This window comes from Streptomyces sp. YIM 121038, from assembly GCF_006088715.1.
Taxonomy (GTDB): domain Bacteria; phylum Actinomycetota; class Actinomycetes; order Streptomycetales; family Streptomycetaceae; genus Streptomyces.
Genome location: NZ_CP030771.1, coordinates 7,123,831 through 7,146,613, shown reverse-complemented (window position 1 = coordinate 7,146,613; position 22,783 = coordinate 7,123,831). Strand labels below are relative to the sequence as shown.

Below are 22,783 nucleotides of genomic sequence, written 5' to 3'. Positions count from 1 at the left end.
CGGTTCAGTTCCTTCCGGCGAGCGGCGCCGACACGCCGTCCCGCTTGCGCTGCGCGCCCGTGGGCAGCTGCTGCCTGATGAGCTCCAGGCTGCGGGTGACGGCACCGACCTCGTCGTGGTGGACCGGGTACAGGACGGTCTTGCGGTCCCCGTCGGCCAGCGCCTCCGCCTGGTCGGCGAGCTTGCGCAGCGGCCGTACGACGACGATGTGCAGCCAGCCGAGGCAGGCCGCGGCGGCGGTGACGCCGAGCATGCCCGCGAGGACGGTGCGGTTCTGCAGCGTGTACGCGGGGATCGGGAGCTGGGAGGCGGGCTGCCAGCTGACCACGGTCCAGCCGAGCGCCTTGGCGGCACCGCCGCCGACGAACGGGGCCGCGGCCGCGATCTGGATGTCGCCGCCGTCGCGGTAGAGCACGCCGCTGGGCCGGGGGCTGAGGCCGACCTTCTGGCTGGTGCCCTCGACGAGCGCGTTGAGGCGCCCGCTGGGCAGGCCCTCGAACTCCAGGTAGCCGGTGTTGCCGCCGATCACCTTGCGGTCCTTGTCGACGACGCGGACCGCACCGAGGCCGGGGCGCTTGAGCAGCGAGTTGAGGAAGTCGATGCGGAACTCGCCCACGACGGCGGCGCCGCCGCGGCCCGGCACCTCGGCGGTGCCGATGATCACCGGCTCCTTGCCGCCGTCGTCGAGCACCCGGATGGCCTCGTCGGACGGCTCCTTGCCGGCGGGGCTGCGCGGGTCCTGGCCCGCCTTCGACAGGACCTTGCCGTCCTTGTCGAGGACGTACAGGGAGCGGTAGCGGCTGTGCTGGTTCAGGGTGCCGTCGAGGACCTTGCCCATGTCGTCGGGCTCGGTGCGGGCGCCGATGAGGGAGGCCACCGAGGTGAGGTCGGCGTGGCCCTCGTTGAGGGCGCGGCGGACCCGGTCGGTGAGGGTGTCGGTGCGCTCGCGCTGGTCGTTGACGAGCTGCTGCGGCACCTGGACGTCGTCCCCGGCGCGGTTGAGCAGGAGCAGTAGCGGCGCCGACCAGACGAGCAGGAGCACGCCGCAGACCGCGAGGAGGGTGCGGGCGCCGAACTTGCGGCGGCGCGCGGGCTTCTGGTCCGCCGCGGCGGGCTCGCCGAGGAGCTGGCGGCGCAGCCGTTCGAGGGCCGCGCCGATGCGGGCGGCCTCACCGGACCTGGGCACGGTCACCGGGCGGTTCAGGTCGCCGCGGGTGAGGCGGCGGCTCTCCAGGAACAGCCGGATCAGCGGGCGCTGCACGGTGCGCAGGAGCAGGAAGACCGTGACGCCGCCGATGAGCAGCAGGGCGCCCGCGGCGATCAGGCCGAACGCGGAGCTGTCGGCCCGGTCCTCGTCCTCGGCGACGGGCTGCATGGCGACGACGCTGAGGCCGAGCCGGGTGGCAACGGTCTGCTCGCCCGGTTCGGGGGCGGCGAGGGTGGCGTAGCCGGCGACGGACCGCTCGCTGAGGAAGCTGTCACCGATGAGGTAGCCGCTGACGCCCTTGTAGCCGCCGGAGCCGGGCTCCTTGGCCGACAGGGGGTGCTGGCGCGACTTCTTCGCGGCGGCCTTGGCGAACGCGTTGAGCTGCTTGTTGGACTGCTTGACCTCCTTGCGCTGGAGGTCGGTGAGCACCTGCTCGGGCTCGGGGATGCCGTCGGTGCTCAGGACGTTGCCGTCCTGGCCGACGACGGCGATGGCGCGGAAGTTGCCGAGGCTGATGCCGGGGAAGCGCAGGCTGGTGGAGGCCACGAGCAGCTGCTGCGGCTGGCCCTTCCAGCTGAGCACCGCGAAGGCGAGCAGCCGGGTCTCGCCGTTCTCCAGGCGGACCATGCGCGGCTGGAGGCCGTCGTCGTCCTTGAGCGTGGAGCGGTCGATGGCGGCCAGCGGCACGTTCTCGCCGCGGGCGGCGAGGAGCTTGCCGGACCGGATCTCGACGACGGCGGTGCCCATCCACTTCTGGTAGACGCTGCCGATCTTGTCGAGCACGGCGTCGGCGGGCACCGGGTCGCCGGCGCTGAACAGGCCCGCGGTGCGGGTCAGGTCGGTGACGGACTCGTCGATGGAGGCGCGCAGGGCGATGGCGCCGTCCTCGGCGAAGTGCTGCTGGGACTGCTTGACGGCCTTCGGTACCGCGTCCTGACCGACGCGGCCGAGGGTGAGGGCGGTGACACCCGCCAGGGCGAGGAGCAGGACCGACAGCACGGCGATCGGCGGGCGGATGCCGCCGATGAGTGACATGTCGGTCCTTCGGCGGACCTTGTGCCGCCGCTTCGTGGGCGAAGCGGCCAAGGGGGAGCTCCTCTCCTGGAGTGACACGTTCGTGACACTGAGTACGGAATCAACGCGGTGGGCACACGGCGGCGCTCGGGCGCACGCGAGTGCGATCGGAAGGTCTTGACCCGTCGGGGACGGGAATGGATGTACGGGGATGGCGAGATGTGACCTACGTCAAAGATCACTTAGTGGCCGCCTACGGGCCGCCGCACCTCCGTGACCTGGTGTTAAACCAGGCTTCACGGAATGTTTCAGTCCGGCAGGTCCTCCAGGGCCTCGAGGCCGTCCTGGCCGGCACCGCGGTTGAGGAGCGTGCCCTGGGTGCGCTCGAAGGCGAGGCGGTAGCGCGAACGCCGCTCCTCGCTGAGGCCCTTGCCGTCACGCAGCGTGGCGGCGACGTCGAGCAGGCGGTGGTCCTTGACGGCGCCCTTGGGCAGTTCGCCGGTCTCGTCCGGGTCCGGCGGGATCTCCGTGAAGGTCGGCACGTACTTCGCGCCCACGTCCCACTTGCCGCCGCGCTTGGTGAACGTGAACCAGCCGATGGCGCCCTCCTCGGTCAGCCCGCTGGGCACGTCGTGCCGGGCGATCTGGTTGCCGAGTCCGTACGCGATCCAGGTGTCGCCGATCTTCTCCATCGGCTGGACCACGTGTGCGTGGTGGCCGATGACCAGGTTGATCCCGGTCTCCTCGGCGATGCGGCGGGCCAGCTTGATCTGCGGGGTGCTGGCGTTGGGCTGGTTCTCACGGCCCCAGTGGATGCTCAGGATCACCACGTCGGCACCGGCGGCGCGGGTGGCCTTCTCGGCCGCCGCGATCTTGTCGAAGTCGTTCTGGTTGACGATCCAGGGCTTGTCCTTGGGCACCGCCCGGCCGTTGAAGCCGAAGGCGAAGGCGATCTGCCCGACCTTGACGCCCTTGACGGTCGTGATCAGCGGCTTCTTCGCCTCGGCCGCGCTGCGCGCCGAACCGGTGTGCTTCAGGCCCGCCTTGTCCAGGGCGTTCAGGGTGCGCGTGACGCCCTTGGGGCCGTGGTCGAGGGTGTGGTTGGACACACTGGAGCACTGGTCGTAGCCGACGCCCTTGACCGCCGTGGTGATCTGCGGCGGCACCAGGAAGTCCGGATAGCTCTGGAAGGGCCCCTCCGGCTTGCTCACGACCGGCTCGAAGTGGCAGATCCCGAGGTCGGCCTTGCTGATGACGGGCTTGATCCCGGCGAGCATCGGGCCGAAGTCGATGCCCTTCTCCCCCTTGCCGGTCACCTTGGCGTCCTTGCGTGCCTGCTCGGTGAGTTGAGGGTGGATGAGGATGTCGCCCGCGGCCGCGACGGTGAACGAGGGGCCGCCGTCGGCGGCCTTGTCGTCATCGCCGCCGAAGGGGCCGCACGCGGTGCCCGCCAGAAGGGCGAGCGAGGCTGCGCAGGTCGTTATTAGCCTGCGGGAGGGACGTGTCATCACGAGGATATCTTTATACAACCATGACTCACCCTCCAATTCGGTCGATAACAAACGCAAAGCGGCGTCGAGTTCGTCCCCTGGTCGGGGTCGCCGTGGCGCTCGCCGCCGTGGCGAGCCTCACGCAGTGCGGCTCGCCGTCCGACGGGGAGCGGCGCCCCGCCGCGTCGGACGGGAGCCGGTCCCCGGAGCGCGAGCCCTCCTCCCCCGGGCCCTCGACACCGGGAAGCCGCCCCACCGACGCCGACGGCAGCGACGAGGAGAACCTGGAGCGCCTGGTCACCGACTACACGTCGGACTTCGCCGCGGACACCGGCTACCGGCGCCCCTCGGCCGTCGAACGCCGCAAGGTCGCCGAGGGCGTCTCCCTGCTCGTGGACCGCAAACGGGAGCGGGCCGAGCGCCGCCTCTCCGATGTGGACTTCACGGTGCGCACGATCACCGACGCGGCCACCGGGCGGCGGTACGCGGAGGTCACCGACCGCTCCGACCACGCCCCCGCGCCGCGCGGCTGGGGCCGGGTCTATGTGGACCTCGACTCCCCGGTGCGCTGGTCCGCGCAGGTGCCGCACCCCGTGGCCGACAAGAACACCGAGCGGCTCGGCGTCCAGCTGATGCGGCGTTCGCCCGGTGGCGTACTGATCATCGCTGGCGCACATCGCAAAGCGGGCCGCGGCAACGAGGCGGATGTGGCACACCGGCGGAAGAGCGTGTTCCATGCCATCTGCGACGAGCTGGCACGGCGTGGACTGCCCGGGATCCAGATCCACGGCATGGCGGACGACTCGGCGCCGGACCACGACGTGGTGGCCTCCACCGGCAAGGGCCGCGTGGCCGTCGCCGCGGGCCGTGACCTCGCGGACGCGCTGCGCCGCCGGGGCTACGAGGTCTGCCGCGCCTGGGCCCGCTCCTGCCCCCTGGAGGGCCGCACCAATATGCAGGGGCGCGACGCGGCCGAGCAGGAGACCGAGTTCCTGCACGTGGAGTTCGCACCGAAGCTGCGCGGCGAGCGCAAGCACCGGCGGGCCGCCGTGGCGGCCATGGCCGAGGTGACGCGGGACTGGCGGCGGGCGGGCTCGTAGCCGCCCGGTGGGGGCGGGTGGGGAGCGCTCCCCACCCGCCCCCACCGGCCTGAGGACCCCTCGGCCACCGGGCGCCGCGGCCCGGCGGCCCGGGCCCGGCTACTGGGCGTCGCGGCCCGGCGGCCGCAGCACCTCGCCCACGCTCGTCTCCTCGCGCTGCCCGAGGCGGCTGTGCGAGCGCCCGTAGAGGAAGTAGACGACGACGCCGAGCAGCATCCAGCCCGCGAAGCGGACCCAGGTCTCGGCGGGCAGGTTGAGCATCAGCCACAGCGAGGCGGCGACCGAGGCGATCGGCAGCACGGGCACCCACGGGGTGCGGAAGGAGCGGTGCAGGTCGGGGCGGGTGCGCCGGAGGATGATCACGCTGACGGCCACGATCACGAAGGCGAAGAGGGTGCCGATGTTCACCAGCTCGGCGAGTTCGCTCAGGGGGGTGAACCCGGCCACGACCGCGATGATCACCCCGAGGAGGATGGTCGGCCGGTGCGGGGTCCTGAAGCGCGGGTGGACGTGCGAGAAGAACCGCGGGAGCAGCCCGTCGCGGCTCATCGCGAAGAACACCCGGGTCTGGCCGAGGAGCAGGATCATGCAGACCGTGGTCAGGCCGACGGCGGCGCCGAAGCTGATGAAGCCCGCGTACCAGGGGTGCCCGGTGGCCTTGAAGGCGTCGGCGAGCGGGGCGTCCACGGACAGCTGCGTGTAGTGCTGCATGCCGGTGACGACGATCGACACGGCCACGTACAGCGTCGTGCAGATGAGCAGGGAGCCCAGGATGCCGCGCGGCATGTCCCGCTGCGGGTTCTTCGTCTCCTCCGCGGCGGTGGCCACGATGTCGAAGCCGATGAAGGCGAAGAAGACGACCGAGGCGGCGGTGAAGATGCCCATCACGCCGAAGTTCGACGGCGCCCAGCCGAACATCAGCTGGATCAGCGGGGAGTGCAGTCCGCCGCCCGCCTCCACGGCCTGGGACTCGGGGATGAACGGGTCGTAGTTGTCGCCCTTGACGAAGAAGGCGCCCGCGACGATCACCACGAGGACGACGATCACCTTGATGGCGACGACGAGCGAGGTGATCCGCGCGGAGAGCTTCATGCCGAGCACGAGGATGCCGGTGAGCACCAGGACCAGGGCGGCGGCCATGATGTCGAAGCCGAAGCCGTCGGCGCCGTCCCGGCCGCTGAGCGCCTCCGGCAGCGCCCAGCCCGCGTTGTCGAGCAGCGAGGCGATGTACCCGGACCAGCCGACGGCCACCACCGCCGTGCCGAGCGCGAACTCCAGGACCAGGTCCCAGCCGATGATCCAGGCGGGCAGTTCGCCCAGGGACGCGTACGAGAACGTGTACGCGGACCCGGCCACGGGGAGCGTCGAGGCGAACTCGGCGTAGCAGAGCGCGGCGAGGGCGCAGACGACACCGGCCACGACGAAGGCGAGGGCGACGGAGGGGCCCGCGTTGTTCTTGGCGACGGTGCCGGTGAGCACGAAGATGCCCGTGCCGATGATGACGCCGACGCCGAAGACCGTCAGGTCGAGCGCGGACAGCGATTTCTTGAGCGCGTGCTCTGGCTCCTCGGTGTCGAGGATGGACTGCTCGACCTTCTTCGTCCGGAAGAGGGTGCTGCTCACTGGCGTACCTCCCACGCGAGTCGTCCTCGACATCTTCGAGAGGGGATGTACTCCCAGTGCCCCGGCGCGGTGCGATTCACGCGAAGGGACCCGAAACCTACGGCTGTCCGGGTGGTCCGCCCACCGGGCGGGCGAGGCGCTCGCCCGCCCGGTGGGGTCAGTCGCGGACGGGCTCGACGGAGTCCACGGCCGTCCGGCCGCGCTCGACGCGCCCGTCGAGCTTGGCGACGAGCCCCGTGACCTGGCGGGCGATGTCGGGCGCGGTCAGCCCGATCTCGGCCATGACCTCCTTGCGCGAGGCGTGGTCGAGGAACCGCGGCGGAATGCCGAAGTCGCGCAGCGGCACGTCCACGCCCGCGTCCCGCAGCGCCTGCGAGATCGCCGAACCGACGCCTCCGGCACGGGAGTTGTCCTCGACGGTCACGACGACCCGGTGCTGCTCGGCGAGCGGCGCCATCGCCTCGTCGACCGGCTTGACCCAGCGCGGGTCGACCACGGTCGTGGAGATGCCCTGCTTGTCGAGGAGGTCCGCGATCTCCAGGCACATCGGGGCGAGCGCCCCGACGGAGACGAGGAGCACATCGGGCCGGGGCGCGTCCGGGCGGCGCAGCACGTCCATGCCGCCGACGCGGGCGACGGCCTTGACGGCCGGGCCGACGGCGCCCTTGGAGTAGCGCACGACGGTCGGGGCGTCGTCGACCTCGACGGCCTCGCGCAGCTGGAGGCGGACCTGGTCGGCGTCGCGCGGCGCGGCGATGCGCAGCGTGGGCACGCACTGGAGGATCGACATGTCCCACATGCCGTTGTGGGACGCGCCGTCCGTGCCGGTGACGCCCGCGCGGTCCAGGACGAAGGTGACGCCGCACTTGTGCAGGGCCACGTCCATCAGGAGCTGGTCGAAGGCGCGGTTGAGGAAGGTGGCGTACACCGCGAAGACGGGGTGGAGCCCGCCGGTGGCGAGCCCGGCGGCGGACACGGCCGCGTGCTGCTCGGCGATGCCGACGTCGTAGACGCGGTCGGGGAACTCCTCGGCGAACTTCTTCAGGCCGACGGGCTGGAGCATGGCGGCGGTGATCGCCACGATGTCCTCGCGCTCGTGGCCGAGCTTGACCATTTCCTCGCCGAAGACGGACGTCCAGTCCATGCCGCCGGCGGCGATGGGCAGGCCGGTGTCGGGGTGGATGGGGCCGATGCCGTGGAAGTGGTCGGCCTCGTCCTGCTCGGCGGGCTTGTAGCCGCGGCCCTTCTCGGTGATGCAGTGCACGATGACCGGGCCGTTGAAGCGCTTGGCGCGGGCCAGCGCGGACTCCAGGGCCTCGATGTCGTGGCCGTCGATGGGGCCGACGTACTTCAGGCCGAGGTCCTCGAACATGCCCTGGGGGGCGATGAAGTCCTTCAGGCCCTTCTTGGCGCCGTGCAGCGTCTCGTACAGCGGCTTGCCGACGACGGGGGTGCGCTCCAGGAGGTCCTTGCCGCGGGCGAGGAAGCGCTCGTAGCCGTCGGTGGTGCGCAGGGTCGCCAGATGGTTGGCGAGACCGCCGATGGTGGGGGCGTAGGAACGCTCGTTGTCGTTGACGACGATGACCAGGGGGCGGTCCTTGGCCGCGGCGATGTTGTTCAGCGCCTCCCAGGCCATGCCGCCGGTGAGGGCGCCGTCGCCGATGACGGCGACGACGTGGTCGTCCTTCTTGAGGACCTCGTTGGCCTTGGCGATGCCGTCGGCCCAGCCGAGGACGGTGGAGGCGTGGCTGTTCTCGATCACGTCGTGGTCGGACTCGGCGCGCGAGGGGTAGCCGGACAGGCCGCCCTTGCCGCGCAGTCCTTCGAAGTCCTGGCGGCCGGTGAGCAGCTTGTGGACGTAGGCCTGGTGGCCGGTGTCCCACAGGACCTTGTCCCTGGGCGAGTCGAAGACGCGGTGCAGGGCGATGGTCAGCTCGACGACACCGAGGTTGGGGCCGAGGTGGCCGCCGGTCTTGGAGACTGCGTCGACGAGGAAGCCGCGGATCTCGGTGGCCAGCTGGTTCAGCTGCTCCGGGCTGAGCCGGTCCAGATCGCGCGGTCCCGTGATGCGGGTCAGCAGCGGCACCCGTGCCTCCTTGCAGTAGAGCGTGTAGCGCTGTTCGAGCATTGCCGGGCCTGTCGAGTCTAATGTTCCGCCGTTGACGACGGAGTCCGGCCCGGGAGTCCTACGTCACGCGATCGGCCGTAAATCGCCGGGAACACGAACTCCCGGCCAGAACGAACGTTCTATTCAGCGCCTTGTTCACAGACAGCGGCGTGCCCGGTACCGGAGGGACCGGTACCGGGCACGGAGGCGCTTGATCAGGCGCGGCCCGCGGACTTCTGGGTGCGCCGGGAGACCGAGTCGATCACGACGGCGGCGAGCAGCACCGCACCGGTGATCATGTACTGGATCTCACTCGCCATGCCCTCCAGATTCAGACCCTGCTGGATCGACTGGATCACGAGCATGCCGAGCAGCGCGGACCAGATCTTGCCCCGGCCGCCGAAGAGGCTGGTGCCGCCGATGACGGCCGCCGCGATGACGATCATCAGGGTGTTGCCGCTGCCGAGGCTCTTGGTCGCGCCGCCGGACAGGCTCGCGATGAACAGGCCGCCGAAGGCCGCGAGCATGCCGGAGATCGCGAAGACGGTGATCCGTACGCGGTCGACGTTGATGCCCGCGCGCCGCGCGGCCTCCGCGTTGCCGCCGACCGCGAAGACCTGGCGGCCGAAGGTGGTGCGGCGGACCACGAAGTCCGCGATGACGAGCACGGCCAGGAAGAGCACCAGGGCCAGCGGCAGGCCGCGGGCGCCGTCCGGCTCGTTCAGGAAGTACGCGACGACGAAGCACAGGACCGCGAGCACGCCGGTGCGCAGCAGGATCTCGCTGAGCGGCCGCGAGGGCAGGCCCGCGCCCTTGCGGCGCCTGGCGTCGAGCAGCTGCGAGCCCGCGTAGAGCAGGACGGCGACGAGCGCGAGGCCGTACGCGGCGGCCTTGTCGGCGAAGTAGTGGGTGGTGAGGTCCTCGACGACGGAGCCGCTCGGGGTGTTGATGCTGCCTTCCTTGCCCATCAGCCAGATCTGCAGGCCGCTCCAGCCGAGGAAGCCCGCGAGGGTGACGACGAAGGCCGGCACGCCGACCTTGGCGAAGAAGATCCCGTGCAGGACGCCGATGACCATGCCGCAGACGACGGCGCTGACCACGGAGAGCCAGTCGCCCCAGCCGTGGTTGACGCTCAGCACCGCCCACACGGCGGCGCCCACACCGGCGACGGAGCCGACGGACAGGTCGATCTCGCCGAGCAGGAGCACGAAGACGATGCCGACGGACATGATGCCGACGCCGGAGGTGAACACGGCGATGTTGGCGAGGCTGGAGGCGGACAGGAACTTGTCGTTCTGCAGCTGGAAGACCAGGGCGATGACGATGAGGCCCACGACGACGGGCAGCGAGCCGAGCTCACCGCCGCGCACCTTGCGCAGGAACTCCGTCCAGTACCCGGCGAAGCCCTGCTCGCGCACGAGCAGCCGGGGGTCGACGGCCGCGGCGGGGGTCGCCGACGGCTCGGCGTCGACGGGGGCCGCGGGCTGGTCGGCGGGGGTCTTGGCGAGGTCGCTCACTTCGCGTCCTCCTTCGTGGCGGTACGCGCCCGGCGGCGGGTCACGGCGTTGTCCGTGGCGCCGGTGATGGCGGCGATGATCTCTTCGGGGGAGGTGTCGGCGACGTGGAAGACGCCGTTGTTGCGGCCGAGCCTGAGGACCGCGACGCGGTCGGCGACGGCGCGCACGTCGGCCATGTTGTGGCTGATGAGGATGACGCCGTGGCCGCGCTCGCGCAGCCGCTCCACGAGGTCGAGGACCTGCGCGGTCTGCTCGACGCCGAGGGCCGCGGTGGGCTCGTCGAGGATGACCACCTTGGGGTCGCCGACGAGGGCGCGGGCGATGGCGACGACCTGCCGCTGGCCGCCGGAGAGGGCGGCGATGGGGATGCGGACGCTCGGGATGCGGATGGACAGCGTCTCCAGGAGCTCCCGGGCGCGCTTCTCCATCCTGATCTCGTCGAGGACGGAGGCGCTCTTCAGCTCGCTGCCGAGGAACAGGTTGGCGACGACGTCGAGGTTGTCGCAGAGCGCGAGGTCCTGGTAGACGGTGGCGACGCCGAGGTTCTGGGCGTCGTGGGGGCGGCCGACGCGGACCTCGCGGCCCTCCCACTCGATGGCGCCCTCGTCGATGGGGTGGACGCCCGAGATGGTCTTGACGAGGGTGGACTTTCCGGCGCCGTTGTCGCCGACGAGGGCGACCACCTCACCGGTGTGGATCTCGAGGTCTACGTCCGTGAGCGCCTGGACGGCGCCGAACCGCTTGGAGACCCCGCGCAACGCCAGCACGGGCGTAGCGGACACGTGAATCATCTCCTTCGCCGCCTGACCGGCGGGGATGGTGAACAAGGGGGTGCCGGTGCCCGCCCTCCGGCTGCGGGGCGGGAGGTGCCGGGAGAGGAACGTGCGGGCACCGGACGCTGGGGAAGGTGTCTCGCGGCCGCGTGGCCGCGTCAACTCCCGGGAGGAACGGGCGGGGCTACTTGATCCCGGCCTCGTCGCAGGCGGCCTTGAACTGCTTGGTGCAGATCTCGCTCGCCTTGTAGACCTTGTCCTTGACGATCGTGCCGGCCACGTCGTCCTTGGTGATGGCCTGGGCGTCGTAGAGCTTGGCGGGGATGCCCTTGTAGTCGCCGCTCAGGGAGTCGACCTTGCGGTCGATGAGGTCGTCGATCTTCTTGCCCTTGAGCAGCCGGACCGCGATCTCGGCGGTGGTCTCGGCCTCCGGCTTGATCTGCTTGTAGATCGTGAAGTCCTGCTCGCCGCTCAGCAACCGCTGGATGCCCGCGAGCTCGGCGTCCTGGCCGCCGACGGGGACCTCGATGCCGCGCTGCTTGAGGGCGGTGATGATGCCGCCGGCCATGCCGTCGTTGGCGGAGTAGACGCCGTCGAAGCCGTCCTTGCCGAGCTTGTCGATGGCGGTGGCCATCTTCCGGTTGGCCTCGTCGGGCGACCAGTCGGGGATGTCCTGCTCGTAGACGACCTTCTTCACGTTCTTGTCGAGCACCGAGTGGGCGCCCTTCTTGAAGAACGGGGCGTTCGGGTCGGTCGGCGAGCCGTTGATCATGACGACGTTGGAGCTCTTGGCCTTGGCCCCGAGGGCCTTGACCAGGGCGCCGCCCTGGAGGCGGCCGATCTTCTCGTTGTCGTAGCTGACGTACGCGGACAGCGGGCCCTCGGCCAGTCGGTCGTACGCGACGACCTTGACGCCCTCCTTGTCGGCGCGCTCGATCCAGCCCTTCGTGGACTTGTAGTCCACGGAGTCGAGAATGATCACCTTGACGCCCTGCGTAATGAGCGCGTCGAATTGCTTCTTCTGGGTCTCGATGTCCTGTGCGGCGTTGTTGTACTTGATCTCGCAGTCGCCGCAGAGCGACTTGATCTTCGACTCCATGATCGGACGGTCGAAGGTCTCGTAGCGGGTGGTCTTGTTCTCCGGAAGGAGCAGACCAATGGTCTTTCCGTCGCCGCCGCTTCCCTTGTCGTCGTCGCCTCCGGCCTCACCGCAGGCGGCGAGGCCGAGGGCCATGGAAAGGGTCGCGGTGCCTATGACGACGCGGCGCGTCCATGCATTCATTTGGGGGTGCCTCCCTGACGTGGCCGCGTCGTTGCGGCCGAGGTGGCTCGAAGTCAACTCGGCCGCCCGACACGCGTCAAGGAGTAAATCCTTAACGAGATGACAACGGTGCCATGCGTTATCTAAGTGAAGGCAGGTGTGGCGGTCGGAACCGACCCGTCCAAAAGCGTCGAATCCCCCATCTCGCTGAGCGCGAGGGCGAGGGCGCCGAGCACCTCCGCACGCGAGCCAAGTGCCCCGGGACGTACGGACAGTTGACGGGCCGCGCTCGGGATGGCGTACCGCCCGACCGACTCGCGGATCGGCCCGAGCACCAGCTCGCCGGCCTCCGCGAGGGCGCCGCCGAGGACCACCCGGCTGGGGTTCAGGAGGTTGCAGAGGTTCGCGACGCCGCTGCCGATGTGCCGCCCGACGTCGGCGATCACCCGGCGGCAGCCCGGGTCGCCCTCGCGGGCGAGGGCGACGACGCGCTCCATGGTCAGATCGGTGCCGTGGCTGGACTGGAGCAGCGGGAGCACGTAGCGCGCGGCGGTGAAGGTCTCCAGGCAGCCGCGGTTGCCGCAGCGGCAGACGGGCCCGGACTCGTCCAGGGTGATGTGCCCGATCTCGCCCGCCGTGCCGCCGGGGCCGCGGTAGATCCGCCCGCTGATCACGAGCCCGGCGCCGACGCCGCTGGCGACCTTGATGTACGCGAGGTCCTTGACGCCCTTGCCGCTGCCCCACACCAGCTCGCCCAGGGCACCCAGGTTGGCGTCGTTGTCCACGTGCACGGGCACGCCGAGGCGGTCCTTGAGTTCCTCGGCGGGCTTGGTGCCCGCCCAGCCCGGCAGGATCGAGGTGGAGCCGAGGGTGCCGGACTCCACGTCGATGGGCCCGGGCACGCCGACGCCGACGCCCGCGACCTTGGCCCGGTCCACGCCCGCCTGCTCGATCAGCTGGCCGACCAGGCGCTCGGCCCGGTCGAAGCCCTGGGCCGCGGAGGCGTCCACGTCCAGGGGCTCGGACTGCTCGGCGAGCACCTTGTGGGCCAGGTTGCCGAGGGCCACGCGCAGGTGGGTGTGGCCGAAGTCCACGCCGATGACCATGCCCGCGTCGCCGCTGAGCGAGACGCTGCGGGCCCGGCGGCCGCCCGCCGACGTGGGCGTGACCTCGACGGTGCCGCCGTCCTTCAGCTCCCGGACGATGTTCGACACGGTCGCGGCGGACAGGCCCGTCGTCCTGGCGATCTCCGCCTGCGTGAGCGATCCCGCGAGCCGTACCGCGCGCACGACCCGCTCGAGGTTTGCTCGGTGCAGTGACGACTGCGACCCCGGAGTCTCCATCGACTCATCCACTCCCGCCTATGGCGGACGGCGCCCTCGCCGCCCGTACAAGTTGTGAACTCCAAGCTCTGCTGAAGGTGTTACCGCAGTCAAGTCCTTGAGGGAAATCCAGGGGTGCTCGGCGGGCCCGTCGGGGTACGCGCGCGGGCCGGGACCGGAGGCCGAGGTCACACCTCTCCGTCCGGCCCCGGCCCGCGCACGGGGCTCCGTCTTCACTTGATGGGTTGACGCCTGCCGGGCGCCGGGCTCACTTCAGGGTGGCCACGGTGAGACCCGACTGGACCTGTCGCTGGAAGGACGCGTAGACCACGAACACCGGGATCATGGAGATCGTCATGCCCGCGTACAGGGCGGGCAGGTCGGTCTCGTAGTTCCCCTGGTTCATCAGGCTCACCAGGCCCTGGGCGAGCATCGAGCGGTCCTCGTCGCCGCCGCTCTGCTTCTGCATGAGGGTGAGGGGCAGGATGTACTGGTTCCACTGGCCGAGCACGTTGAAGATCCCGACGCTGATCAGGCCGGGCTTCGCCATCGGCACCATGATCTGGAAGAAGACCCGGGTGTGCGAGGCCCCGTCGATCACCGCGGCCTCGTGCACGGCCGTGGGCAGCGTCCGGAAGAACGAGTACAGGTAGAACACGGTGAAGGGCAGCGAGTACGCCACGTACACGAGGATCAGCCCCTGGTACGTGTTCAGCATGCCCAGGCGGTCGACCATGAAGTACAGCGGGACGAGCGCGAGGAACACCGGGAACATCGACCCGGCCACGAAGAAGTAGTACAGGAACCGGTTGCCGAAGAACTCGTAGCGGGCCAGGACGTAGGCCGCCATGGCGCCGAGCAGCATCGTGAGCGGGACCGAGAAGACCATCACGATGAGGGTGTTGAGCAGATAGTCGCCCACGCCCTTCTCCCAGCCGCGCTGGAAGGCGTCGAAGGTCCACTCGGTGGGCCAGGTCCAGGCGCTGGACTTGATCTGCGAGTCGGTCTTGAAGTTGCCGAGCAGGATCCAGAAGAGCGGCAGGACGATCATGATCGCCCACAGGACCAGGAAGCCGTGCGAGAAGGCGTTGAGGGTCTTGCCCTCCATCCCGTCGCGGCGGCCGGGGCCGCCGCGCGTGCCGCCGCGCTGCCCGGGTACGGCGGCCTTGGTGACGGGGGGTTGCGTCGCGGGAGCCGTCATGTCGCTCGCGCCTCCCTAGTACTCGATGCGCTCGCGGCGGCTGAGCCGCAGCGTGACGATGGACACGATCAGGGTGAGCAGCAGCATCACGACGCCCATGGCGCAGGCGTAGCCGCTCTTGCTGTACGTCTGGAAGTTGCGCATCAGGTACGTCGAGATGACCTCGCTGCTGTGGTCGGGGCCGCCGCCGAAGTCCTGGGAGGTGAGCGTGGAGATCAGCAGGAACGCGTCCATGGAGAGGATGGCGAGGAACACCCAGGCCGTCTGGATGGTCTCCCAGAGCAGCGGGAGCGTCACCCGGAAGAAGGTCTGGATCCGCCCGGCGCCGTCGAGGAGCGCGGCCTCGTAGATGTCCCTCGGGATGGACTGCATGGCGGCGGAGAACAGGACCATGTAGAAGCCCGCGCCGGCCCAGATCATCACGAAGACGATGCACCACAGGACCAGGTCGGGGTCGTTCAGCCACTCCGTCGGGTGGTTCTTGTCGCCGAGCCCGACGGCCTGGAGGCTGCCGTTGATCAGGCCCGAGTCGTCGCCGCGGTACACCGCCTTGAAGAGGATGGCGAGGATCGCGACGGACAGGACCTGCGGGAAGAAGAAGACGATCCGGTAGAAGCCGGACCCCTTCACGCCCGAGACGCCGCCCGCGCCGCCCCGCCCGCCGACGTTCACCATGAAGGCGAAGAACAGCGAGAGCAGGATGGTCAGGGTCGGCACGAGGACCAGGAGCAGGGCGTTGTGCTGGAGCGCCTTCAAGAAGACGTCGTCGTCGGCCAGGTCCTTGTAATTGTCGAACCCGACGAAACTGAATTTCTGGGAGGCGCCGCTCCAGTCGGTGAACGAGTAGCTGATGGTCTGGATGTAGGGCCAGATCACCAGCAACAGGTAGAGCCCGACGGGAAGGACGAGGAATCCCGCGATGAACGGGTACTTATTCCGATGCATGACACCCTGCTCCTGGCTCGCCTGAACCTCGCCGCTACTTCCTCTTGTTCTTGTCGGTGCCCTTCGCGCGTTCCTTGTCGACCGCTTTCTGGCAGCGCTCCAGCCACTTCTTCGGCGTGAGGCGCTTGGCCATCAGTTCACCGGTGGCGTTCTGGATCTCGACGTCCAGTTCGCCGTACCACTCCGAATAGCGGAAGTTGAAGCGCTCCGGGACCGGGCAGTTGTCGACGGCCGCGAGCGCGGTCTTGATGCCGGGGCGCAGCTCGACGCTCTTGTCGACGTACTCCGGGCCGAGCACGGAGAGCGAACTGGCCTTCTTGGCGAAGTCCGTGGCGCCTTCCTTCGACAGCATCCGGCGCAGGAACTCCAGGCCGCCGGGGACGTTCTTGGCCTTGGCCGGCACGATGAAGGGCTCGTCGGCGCCGACGCGCACGGCGTGCAGCTTCATCTTGGAGTCGGGGAGCAGCGGCAGCGGCAGGAACGTCATCTCGAAGTCCGCGGGCGTCTGCTTCGCCTGCTCGTTCTCCAGCCAGGAGCCGGACGGGATGAAGACCGCCTTGTACTCGTTCCACTTGGTCTGGGCCTCGGTGTGCTCCAGGGAGTTGGTGCCCGGCATCAGCAGGCCCTTCTCCACGATCTCGTAGACCGCCTCGATGGAGCGCTCGGCGGCGTCGTTGCCGACGAACGCCTTGGGGTCGAGGTTGTCGATCGCCTTCACGGCGTCCATGCCGCCGGTCTTGGCGATCAGGTCCATGATCACGATGTTCATGTAGTACGGGTACTTGCCCTGGTGGGCGAGGCCGCCGATGCCCTTGGACTTGGCGTCCTTCATGATGTCCAGGAGCTGGTCCCAGGTCTTGGGCACGTCCCAACCGTGCTTCTTGAAGAGCTTGTTGGAGTACCAGAGGCCCCAGGCCGCGTAGACGTAGAACAGCGCGTGGAACTTCCCGCCGAACGTGCCCTGTTCGATGGTGCCGGGCAGCATGATGTCCCGGATCTTCTTGCTCGGGTCGTCGATGGACGGCGCGTCGAGCAGCTGCGTGAGGTCGGTCAGATGGCCGTCCTTGAACAGCGTGTCGAGCTTCATCTTCTTCGACCCGGAGTCGTCGACGACGTCCGGCGGATTGCCCTTGTTGAAGCGGGGCTGGAGCTTTCCGGTCACGTCCTGCTCGCCGCTGTGGGAGACGTCGCCGCCGTACTTCTTCTCGAAGGACGCCTCCCACGCCTTGGCGTACTCGTCGCCGTAGCCGCCCTTGAAGATGAAGACGTCCAGGTCGTTGTCCTTGGCGACGCCGAAGGGGTTGTCCTTGGTCTTCTTGACCGTCTTGGCCTTCTCGTCGTCGTCACCGCCGCCGGAGGCGCAGGCGGACAGGAAGCCCATCGTGGGGACGGTGATGAGGCCGAGGGCCGCGCTGCGCTTGATCAGATCGCGGCGGCCGACGCCGGACATACCGGGCGTTCCAGAGGTGGATCCCATGCTCAAGTCCTCGCTCTCTTCCAGGACTCAGGCGGTGAACCGGATCCTCCCCGGCACCGCGGAGTAGTGAAGCTGGGGTCGTGCGATGGTGCGGGACGTGTCCGGCGGCGCTCGAAAGGGCGAACCACGGCTTGCCGACCGGACCGTGCGGACGCGCACAGGTATAGTCCACTCGCCACCGGGTGAGCAAGATCGAATGCAGCTTTGGGCAGCCACCTTTTCCGAGTTGAGACCTCTTTATGGCGGGCATGCCGGGAAATAGTACGGACCAATTCGGAAAGTCCAATTCCCCGATGCCGTCGGTGTCTTGACCTCGGGGCGGAGGAGGTGGGCGGGACGGGCGTGGCGGCCGGTGCCGCGGCGGGCGGGGGCCGGGGCGGCGGCGCGCGGGTGGCCGGGGCGGCGGCCGGGGCGGCAGCAGGGGGTCAGCCGGTGAAGCCCGGTACCACCAGGCCGGATTCGTAGGCGATCACCACGGCGTGGGTCCTGTTCTGGGCGCCGAGCTTGGTCAGCACGTTCCCGACGTGGGTCTTCACCGTCTCCATGCTCACCGTGAGCGACTCGGCGATCTCCGGGTTGGACAGACCGGTGGCCATGAGCCGCAGCACCTCCTCCTCGCGCCCGGTGAGCGCCGCGTTCGGCAGCGCGTCGGCGGAGCCCAGCGGGCGGGCGGCCACCATCCGGCGCAGCGCCGAGGGGAAGAGGATCGCCTCCCCGGCCGCCACCACGCGCACCGCCTCCGCGATCTGCGGGACCGGACGCCGCTTGAGCACGAACCCGCTGGCCCCCGCGCTGAGCGCGGCGGTGACGTAGTCGTCGTTCTCGAAGGTGGTGATCACCACGACCTTCGGGGGGTCGGCCGCGTCGGCGAGGAGGTGCCGGGTGGCCTCGATCCCGTTGCGGCGCGGCATCCGCACGTCCATCAGGACGACGTCGGGGCGCAGCAGCCGCGCCTGCTCGACCGCCTCGACTCCGTCGGCGGCCTCGCCGACCACGGCGATGCCCGGCTGCGCAGCGAGCAGCACGCGCAGCCCGCTGCGCGTCACCGCGTCGTCGTCCGCGATCAGGAGGGTGACGGGGGTGCCGGCGGGGCCGGGTGCGGCGGGGGCGTCCACCGGGCTCGGTACGGGGTGCGGCGTGACGGCGCCGACGGGACTCGTCGGCACGTCCGCGGCTGCCCCTGCCCCTGCCCCTGCCCCTGCCCCTGCCCCTGCGTCGATCATGCGGGCAACCGTACGGGCAGCCGGACCGCGAGCCGCCAGTGGTGCGGCCCGTCGGCTCCGGACTCCATCTCGCCGTGCAGCAGCCGTACGCGCTCGGCGAGTCCGGGCAGGCCGTGCCCGGAGGTCGGGAAGGCGCGCGGGCTCCGGCCGGGACCCGCCCCGGTCCGGTTGACCACGCGGAGTTCGAGGCGGTCCGGCGCGGCCGCCACCCGGACCTGGACGGGGCCGCCCGCCCCGTGCCGCAGCGCGTTCGTCAGGCCTTCCTGGAGGATCCGGTACGCGGCCCGGGAGAGCGTGCCCTGCACCTGCGCGAGGTCGCCCGTGAGGTCCGGTTCCACCACCGCGCCCGCGTGTCGCAGCCGGTCGAAGAGCTCGGGCAGATCGGCCAGGGTGCGGGTCGGGGCCGTCTCCGACTCCTGCTCGCGCAGCACGCCGAGCACGTAGTCGAGGTCTTCGAGGGCGGACCTGGCCGACTCCTCGATGCTGCGCAGGGCGGCCCGCGCGGCCACCGGGTCGGCGGCGAGCACCTCGCCCGCGACGGCCGCCTGGATCGTGGTCGCCGTGAGCGTGTGCCCGATCGAGTCGTGCAGCTCGTGGGCGAGGCGGTTGCGTTCGGCGAGGGCCCGCTCCCGCTCGGCCGCGAGCGCGAGCCGCTCGGCCGCCGACGGCCCGAGGAGCCGGGGCGCGAGCCACCGCAGCGCGCCCGTCACCCCGGCGCACACGGCCGCCGCGAGCAGCAGGCAGGCGAGCGCCACCGCCCAGCTCGCCCAGCCGTCGCCCGGCCGCGCGGAGCGGCCGAACAGGCTCAGTTCGAGCTCGGCGTCGAGCCAGCCGCCCGGCAGGGTCACGCCCAGGAGCAGCAGCACGCCGCCCGCCAGCGCCCCCGTCCACCCGATGGCCACGTGCAGCAGCAGCCAGAGGGGGGTCCGCAGGCGGTCGGCGGCGGGGGCGGAGGCGGGCGCGGCCGCGGGATCCGGCAACGCCACCTTCAGGAGTCGGCGGGCGGCCGCGACGAGCCCCCGCCGCGTGGTGCGCGCGAGGCCCACCGCGCCGATCAGCGCCGCCCAGACGAGCAGGGTCAGAGCGACCTGAACGCCATAAGGAGCGGATCGCCACCCCAGCGCCGGAAGCATGGCGAAAGGCAACAGCGGAAGGCTCGCGAAGGCGCCGAGAACGGCGAACAGCATGCCTGCGTATGTGGAGCCGCGCAGCAGCGGCCGTATTCCCCTCAACATGATTCGTCCAGTATCGCCGGAGATCCCACGGGCGGCCTCCCCCGATCGGGGGAGGCCCTTTTCCCGCTTTTCCGTGATGCGTTTCCGGGCCTCCGAAATCCAGGATCTTTCCCAGAACGACGGACCGGAGGACGACCGATGAACACGCAAGAGCTGGAAATGCCCCAGCACCACCCGGCATGGCCCGCGAGAACGGGAACGCACCGCGGCGTCCCCGGCCCGCAGGGCTACGGCACGCGGGCCCCGGGCGGCGGGAACCGCACGGCCCGGGCCGCCCTGGTCCTCGGCGTGGTCGGCCTGAGCACCTCGGTCGTCTTCGTCGGCGGCCTGCTCGGTGCCGTCGGTCTGGTCCTGGGCCTCGGCGCCCTGCGGACGGCCCGGCGCACGGGCGTCGGCCGGGGCAGGGCCGTCGCCGGCGTGGTGACGTCGACCCTCGCGATCATGGCGTCCGTCGCGGCCGCCTTCCTCTTCGTCTGGTACGCGAACCAGACGCAGGAGTGCTACGAGCCCGACAGCTTCCGGCAGTACGCGCAGTGCGTCCACGACCAGTTCGACGGAGCCTGACCGATGGGAATGGACATCGTGGCGCGCGCCGCACGCACAGCGTCTCTTCTGGCCGTCGGCATCACGGCGGCTTTCGTACCGGCCCTGACACCCGCGGCGGCAACCGCCGCACCCGAAGCCGCCGCGACCGGAAACCCCCTTCGCCCGTACGCACAGCAGAAGCCCCACTGGCAGCGCTGTGACGCCCGGAGCCCCGCCGCCTTCCAGTGCGCGACCCTCGAAGTGCCGCTGGATTACGGTGACCCGGACGGCAGAAGGACGACCATCGCGATATCCCGCCTGAAGGCGACAAGCGCGGTGGAACGGCGCGGCGTTCTGCTGCTCAACCCCGGCGGCCCCGGCGGACCCGGCCTCCGTCTGCCGGTCGACCCGGCGCTGCGGATCTCGAAGGAGGTGCGGAAGCGGTACGACCTCATCGGGTTCGACCCGAGGGGCATCGGCCGGAGCTCCCCCGTCGGCTGCGGCCTGACCCCCGGCGAACAGGCACTGGAGCACCCCTACCGGGCCCGCACCTTCGCGAAGGACGTGCGGTGGGCCCGTACGGTGGCCGCCAAGTGCCGGGCCGCGAACGGCGCGGTGCTGCGGCACCTCACCACCCGCAACACCGCCCGGGACATGGACGTCGTCCGTGCCGTGCTGGGCGAGAAGAAGATCTCCTACCTGGGGTTCTCCTACGGCACCTACCTCGGCGCCGTCTACACGCGGATGTTCCCGCGGCGGGCCGACCGCTTCGTCCTGGACAGCGCCGCCGACCCCGCGCGGTACGGGCGCGGCATGTTCCAGGCGATGGCGGAAGGGGCCGAGCCCGCCTTCACGCGCTGGAGCGGGTGGGCCGCCCGGCGGCACGCGGCCCATGGGCTCGGCACCACCCCGGCCGAGGTCCGCGAGACCTTCTGGGACCTGGTCGCGCGGGCCGACCGCACGCCCCTCACCGTCGACGGACAGCCCCTCACCGGTGACGGCATCCGCGCTCAGCGCACCCGGTTCTTCCACGTGCGGAAGGCGTCCGCGTGGGTCGCCGGGCTGAAGAAGGCGGCGGAGAACGGAAAGCGGAGCGAGAACGGGAAGCGCCCTGGCGCGCCCGGAGTGCCCGGCACCCCCGCCGTCCCCGGCACCCCCGCCGACAACGACACCGCCGCCGCCTGGGCCGTCCTCTGCGCCGACACCCGCGCGTCGTGGCCGCGCGACCCCGAGCGCTACCGCCGCGACGCGATCCGCGACAAGGCCCGCTATCCGCTGTCGGGCGACTTCGCGTCCGGCATCAAGCCGTGCGCGTTCTGGCAGCCGGGCAGCGAGCCCGCGACCGAGGTGGGCCACGCGGCCCGCGCGCTGATCGTGCAGAACGCGTGGGACCCCAGCACCCCCCTGGCCGGTGCCCAGGCCATGCACCGGGCCCTGCGCGGCTCCCGGATGGTCACCGTCGCCGAAGGAGAGGGCCACATCGTCAACGGCACCAACTCCTGCGCGGACGGCGCCGCCACGCGCTACCTGACCACCGGCAGGCTCCCCGCCAGGGACCTGACCTGCCGGACCGACTAATCCCCCTCCCACAGATCCCTCTTGATCCCTCTTGATCCCCTTTGATCCCCATGAGGAGTTGACCCATGCGTACACAGACATGGCAGTGGGCGGCCACCGCGGTCGTGGCCCTCGGCGCCCTCGCCCCCGCGGCGACGGCCTCCGCCACCGCGCCGGACCCCGTACAGAAGGGGCTGAACGCCCTGGTGAACCCCGACAGCGTGCCCGGTGCCCTGGCGAGCGTGACGGACCGCGAAGGCCGCACCCGTACGTACACCGCGGGCGTCGGTGACGTCGCCACCGGCGCGCAGGTGCCCCGGGACGGGCAGGTGCGGATCGGCAGCAACACCAAGGCCTTCACCGCGACGGTCGTGCTCCAGCTGGTCGGCGAGAAGAAGCTCCGGCTGAGCGACAAGGTCGACGACCATCTGCGCGGCGTCCTGCGCGGCGACGGCATCGACGGGCGGAAGATCACCATCCGCCAGCTGCTCCAGCACCGCAGCGGCCTGCCCAGCTACGTCGACTACCTCGACGAGGACATCCACCCCTACGAGCCCCGCGAGCTCCTGGCCCGCGCCCTGAAGCACAAGGCCCACTTCGGGCCCGGGGAGAAGTGGGAGTACAACAACACGAACTACCTCGTCCTCGGCCTCATCGTGGAGAAGATCACCCACCGCTCGATCGCCCAGGAGATCGACCGGCGCGTCATCCAGCGCATCGGCCTGCGCCACACCTACTTCCCCGCCCACGGCGACGCGACCCTGCGTGAGCGCCACCCCCAGGGCTACTACCAGTCCGCTGCGGGCGCGCCGCTGGTCGACGCCACGGAGTGGGACCCCTCCTGGGCCTGGGCCGCGGGGCAGATGGTCTCCACGAACACCGACTTGAACCGGTTCTACACCGCGCTCCTGGACGGGCGCCTGCTGAAGGAACCCCAGCTCAAGGAGATGCAGAAGACCACCCCCGCCACGTACCCCTTCCCCAAGGGGGCCCGCTACGGCCTCGGCCTCGTGCGGACGCCCCTGTCGTGCGGCGGCGTCTACTGGGGCCACGGCGGCAGCATGACGGGCTACGAGACCCGCGGCGGCGTCGTCCTGAAGCACGGCGAGCCGGTCCGCTCCGTCAACGTCGCCGTGACCACGCAGCCGGGCCAGGCGGTCAAGGACGGCATGGACGAGGTCGTGGACGAGGTCCTCTGCCGCTGAC

General features: G+C 70.6%; 17 protein-coding genes. 4 read left to right on the top strand and 13 right to left on the bottom strand.

Features of this window, described 5'->3' with window-relative positions:
• Positions 1–4 precede the first annotated feature (4 nt).
• Both C9F11_RS30780 and C9F11_RS30775 read right to left on the bottom strand, forming a co-directional pair.
• Positions 5–2,242 carry a HAMP domain-containing protein gene (locus tag C9F11_RS30780; protein ID WP_138962313.1) on the bottom strand — a complete coding sequence of 746 codons (2,238 nt, stop codon included), beginning with the start codon at positions 2,240–2,242 and terminating at the stop codon, positions 5–7.
• Between the two features lie 287 nt (positions 2,243–2,529).
• Entirely contained in the window at positions 2,530–3,729 is a 1,200-nt protein-coding gene (locus tag C9F11_RS30775) for a CapA family protein (RefSeq protein WP_138962312.1), read from the bottom strand.
• Positions 3,730–3,824: 95 nt separating this feature from the next.
• On the opposite strand from C9F11_RS30775, the gene C9F11_RS30770 reads away from it, so the two are divergent.
• On the top strand, positions 3,825–4,811 hold the full coding sequence (locus C9F11_RS30770; protein ID WP_249401941.1) for a hypothetical protein: 987 nt from the start codon (positions 3,825–3,827) through the stop codon (positions 4,809–4,811).
• Positions 4,812–4,910: 99 nt separating this feature from the next.
• On the opposite strand, the gene C9F11_RS30765 is transcribed toward C9F11_RS30770, so the two are convergent.
• The 11 genes from C9F11_RS30765 to C9F11_RS30715 all read right to left on the bottom strand — a co-directional run bounded on the left by C9F11_RS30765 (position 4,911) and on the right by C9F11_RS30715 (position 19,447).
• Positions 4,911–6,434, bottom strand: coding sequence for an amino acid permease (locus tag C9F11_RS30765; RefSeq protein ID WP_138962311.1), 1,524 nt, complete (start codon positions 6,432–6,434; stop codon positions 4,911–4,913).
• A gap of 157 nt (positions 6,435–6,591) precedes the next feature.
• A complete protein-coding gene (gene dxs / locus C9F11_RS30760; RefSeq protein WP_138967187.1) occupies positions 6,592–8,520 on the bottom strand; it encodes a 1-deoxy-D-xylulose-5-phosphate synthase in 1,929 nt (642 codons plus the stop codon).
• A 236-nt stretch (positions 8,521–8,756) separates the two neighbouring features.
• Positions 8,757–10,058, bottom strand: a complete 1,302-nt coding sequence (locus C9F11_RS30755) for a sugar ABC transporter permease (RefSeq protein ID WP_138962310.1) — start codon at positions 10,056–10,058, stop codon at positions 8,757–8,759.
• A complete protein-coding gene (locus C9F11_RS30750) occupies positions 10,055–10,849 on the bottom strand; it encodes an ATP-binding cassette domain-containing protein (protein ID WP_138962309.1) in 795 nt (264 codons plus the stop codon). The genes C9F11_RS30755 and C9F11_RS30750 overlap by 4 nt, the downstream gene beginning before the upstream one ends.
• Before the next feature lie 166 nt (positions 10,850–11,015).
• Positions 11,016–12,113 carry a substrate-binding domain-containing protein gene (locus C9F11_RS30745; protein WP_249401940.1) on the bottom strand — a complete coding sequence of 366 codons (1,098 nt, stop codon included), beginning with the start codon at positions 12,111–12,113 and terminating at the stop codon, positions 11,016–11,018.
• Positions 12,114–12,235: 122 nt separating this feature from the next.
• Positions 12,236–13,435: an ROK family transcriptional regulator gene (locus tag C9F11_RS30740; protein ID WP_138962308.1), complete on the bottom strand. Its 1,200-nt coding sequence runs from the start codon at positions 13,433–13,435 to the stop codon at positions 12,236–12,238.
• 247 nt (positions 13,436–13,682) lie between these two features.
• Complete coding sequence (locus C9F11_RS30735; protein WP_138962307.1) at positions 13,683–14,615, bottom strand: carbohydrate ABC transporter permease; 933 nt, start codon at positions 14,613–14,615, stop codon at positions 13,683–13,685.
• 15 nt (positions 14,616–14,630) lie between these two features.
• On the bottom strand, positions 14,631–15,560 hold the full coding sequence (locus tag C9F11_RS30730) for a sugar ABC transporter permease (protein ID WP_138962306.1): 930 nt from the start codon (positions 15,558–15,560) through the stop codon (positions 14,631–14,633).
• A 34-nt stretch (positions 15,561–15,594) separates the two neighbouring features.
• Positions 15,595–17,037, bottom strand: coding sequence for an N-acetylglucosamine/diacetylchitobiose ABC transporter substrate-binding protein (gene ngcE, locus C9F11_RS30725; RefSeq protein WP_138962305.1), 1,443 nt, complete (start codon positions 17,035–17,037; stop codon positions 15,595–15,597).
• Positions 17,038–17,462: 425 nt separating this feature from the next.
• On the bottom strand, positions 17,463–18,203 hold the full coding sequence (locus C9F11_RS30720) for a response regulator transcription factor (RefSeq protein ID WP_249401938.1): 741 nt from the start codon (positions 18,201–18,203) through the stop codon (positions 17,463–17,465).
• Between the two features lie 53 nt (positions 18,204–18,256).
• A complete protein-coding gene (locus tag C9F11_RS30715; protein ID WP_275940275.1) occupies positions 18,257–19,447 on the bottom strand; it encodes a histidine kinase in 1,191 nt (396 codons plus the stop codon).
• A gap of 186 nt (positions 19,448–19,633) precedes the next feature.
• On the opposite strand from C9F11_RS30715, the gene C9F11_RS30710 reads away from it, so the two are divergent.
• The 3 genes from C9F11_RS30710 to C9F11_RS30700 all read left to right on the top strand — a co-directional run bounded on the left by C9F11_RS30710 (position 19,634) and on the right by C9F11_RS30700 (position 22,782).
• Complete coding sequence (locus C9F11_RS30710) at positions 19,634–20,059, top strand: DUF4190 domain-containing protein (RefSeq protein WP_249401937.1); 426 nt, start codon at positions 19,634–19,636, stop codon at positions 20,057–20,059.
• A gap of 9 nt (positions 20,060–20,068) precedes the next feature.
• Complete coding sequence (locus C9F11_RS30705) at positions 20,069–21,598, top strand: alpha/beta hydrolase (protein ID WP_138967179.1); 1,530 nt, start codon at positions 20,069–20,071, stop codon at positions 21,596–21,598.
• A 65-nt stretch (positions 21,599–21,663) separates the two neighbouring features.
• Positions 21,664–22,782 carry a serine hydrolase domain-containing protein gene (locus C9F11_RS30700; RefSeq protein WP_138962303.1) on the top strand — a complete coding sequence of 373 codons (1,119 nt, stop codon included), beginning with the start codon at positions 21,664–21,666 and terminating at the stop codon, positions 22,780–22,782.
• Position 22,783: the final 1 nt, after the last annotated feature.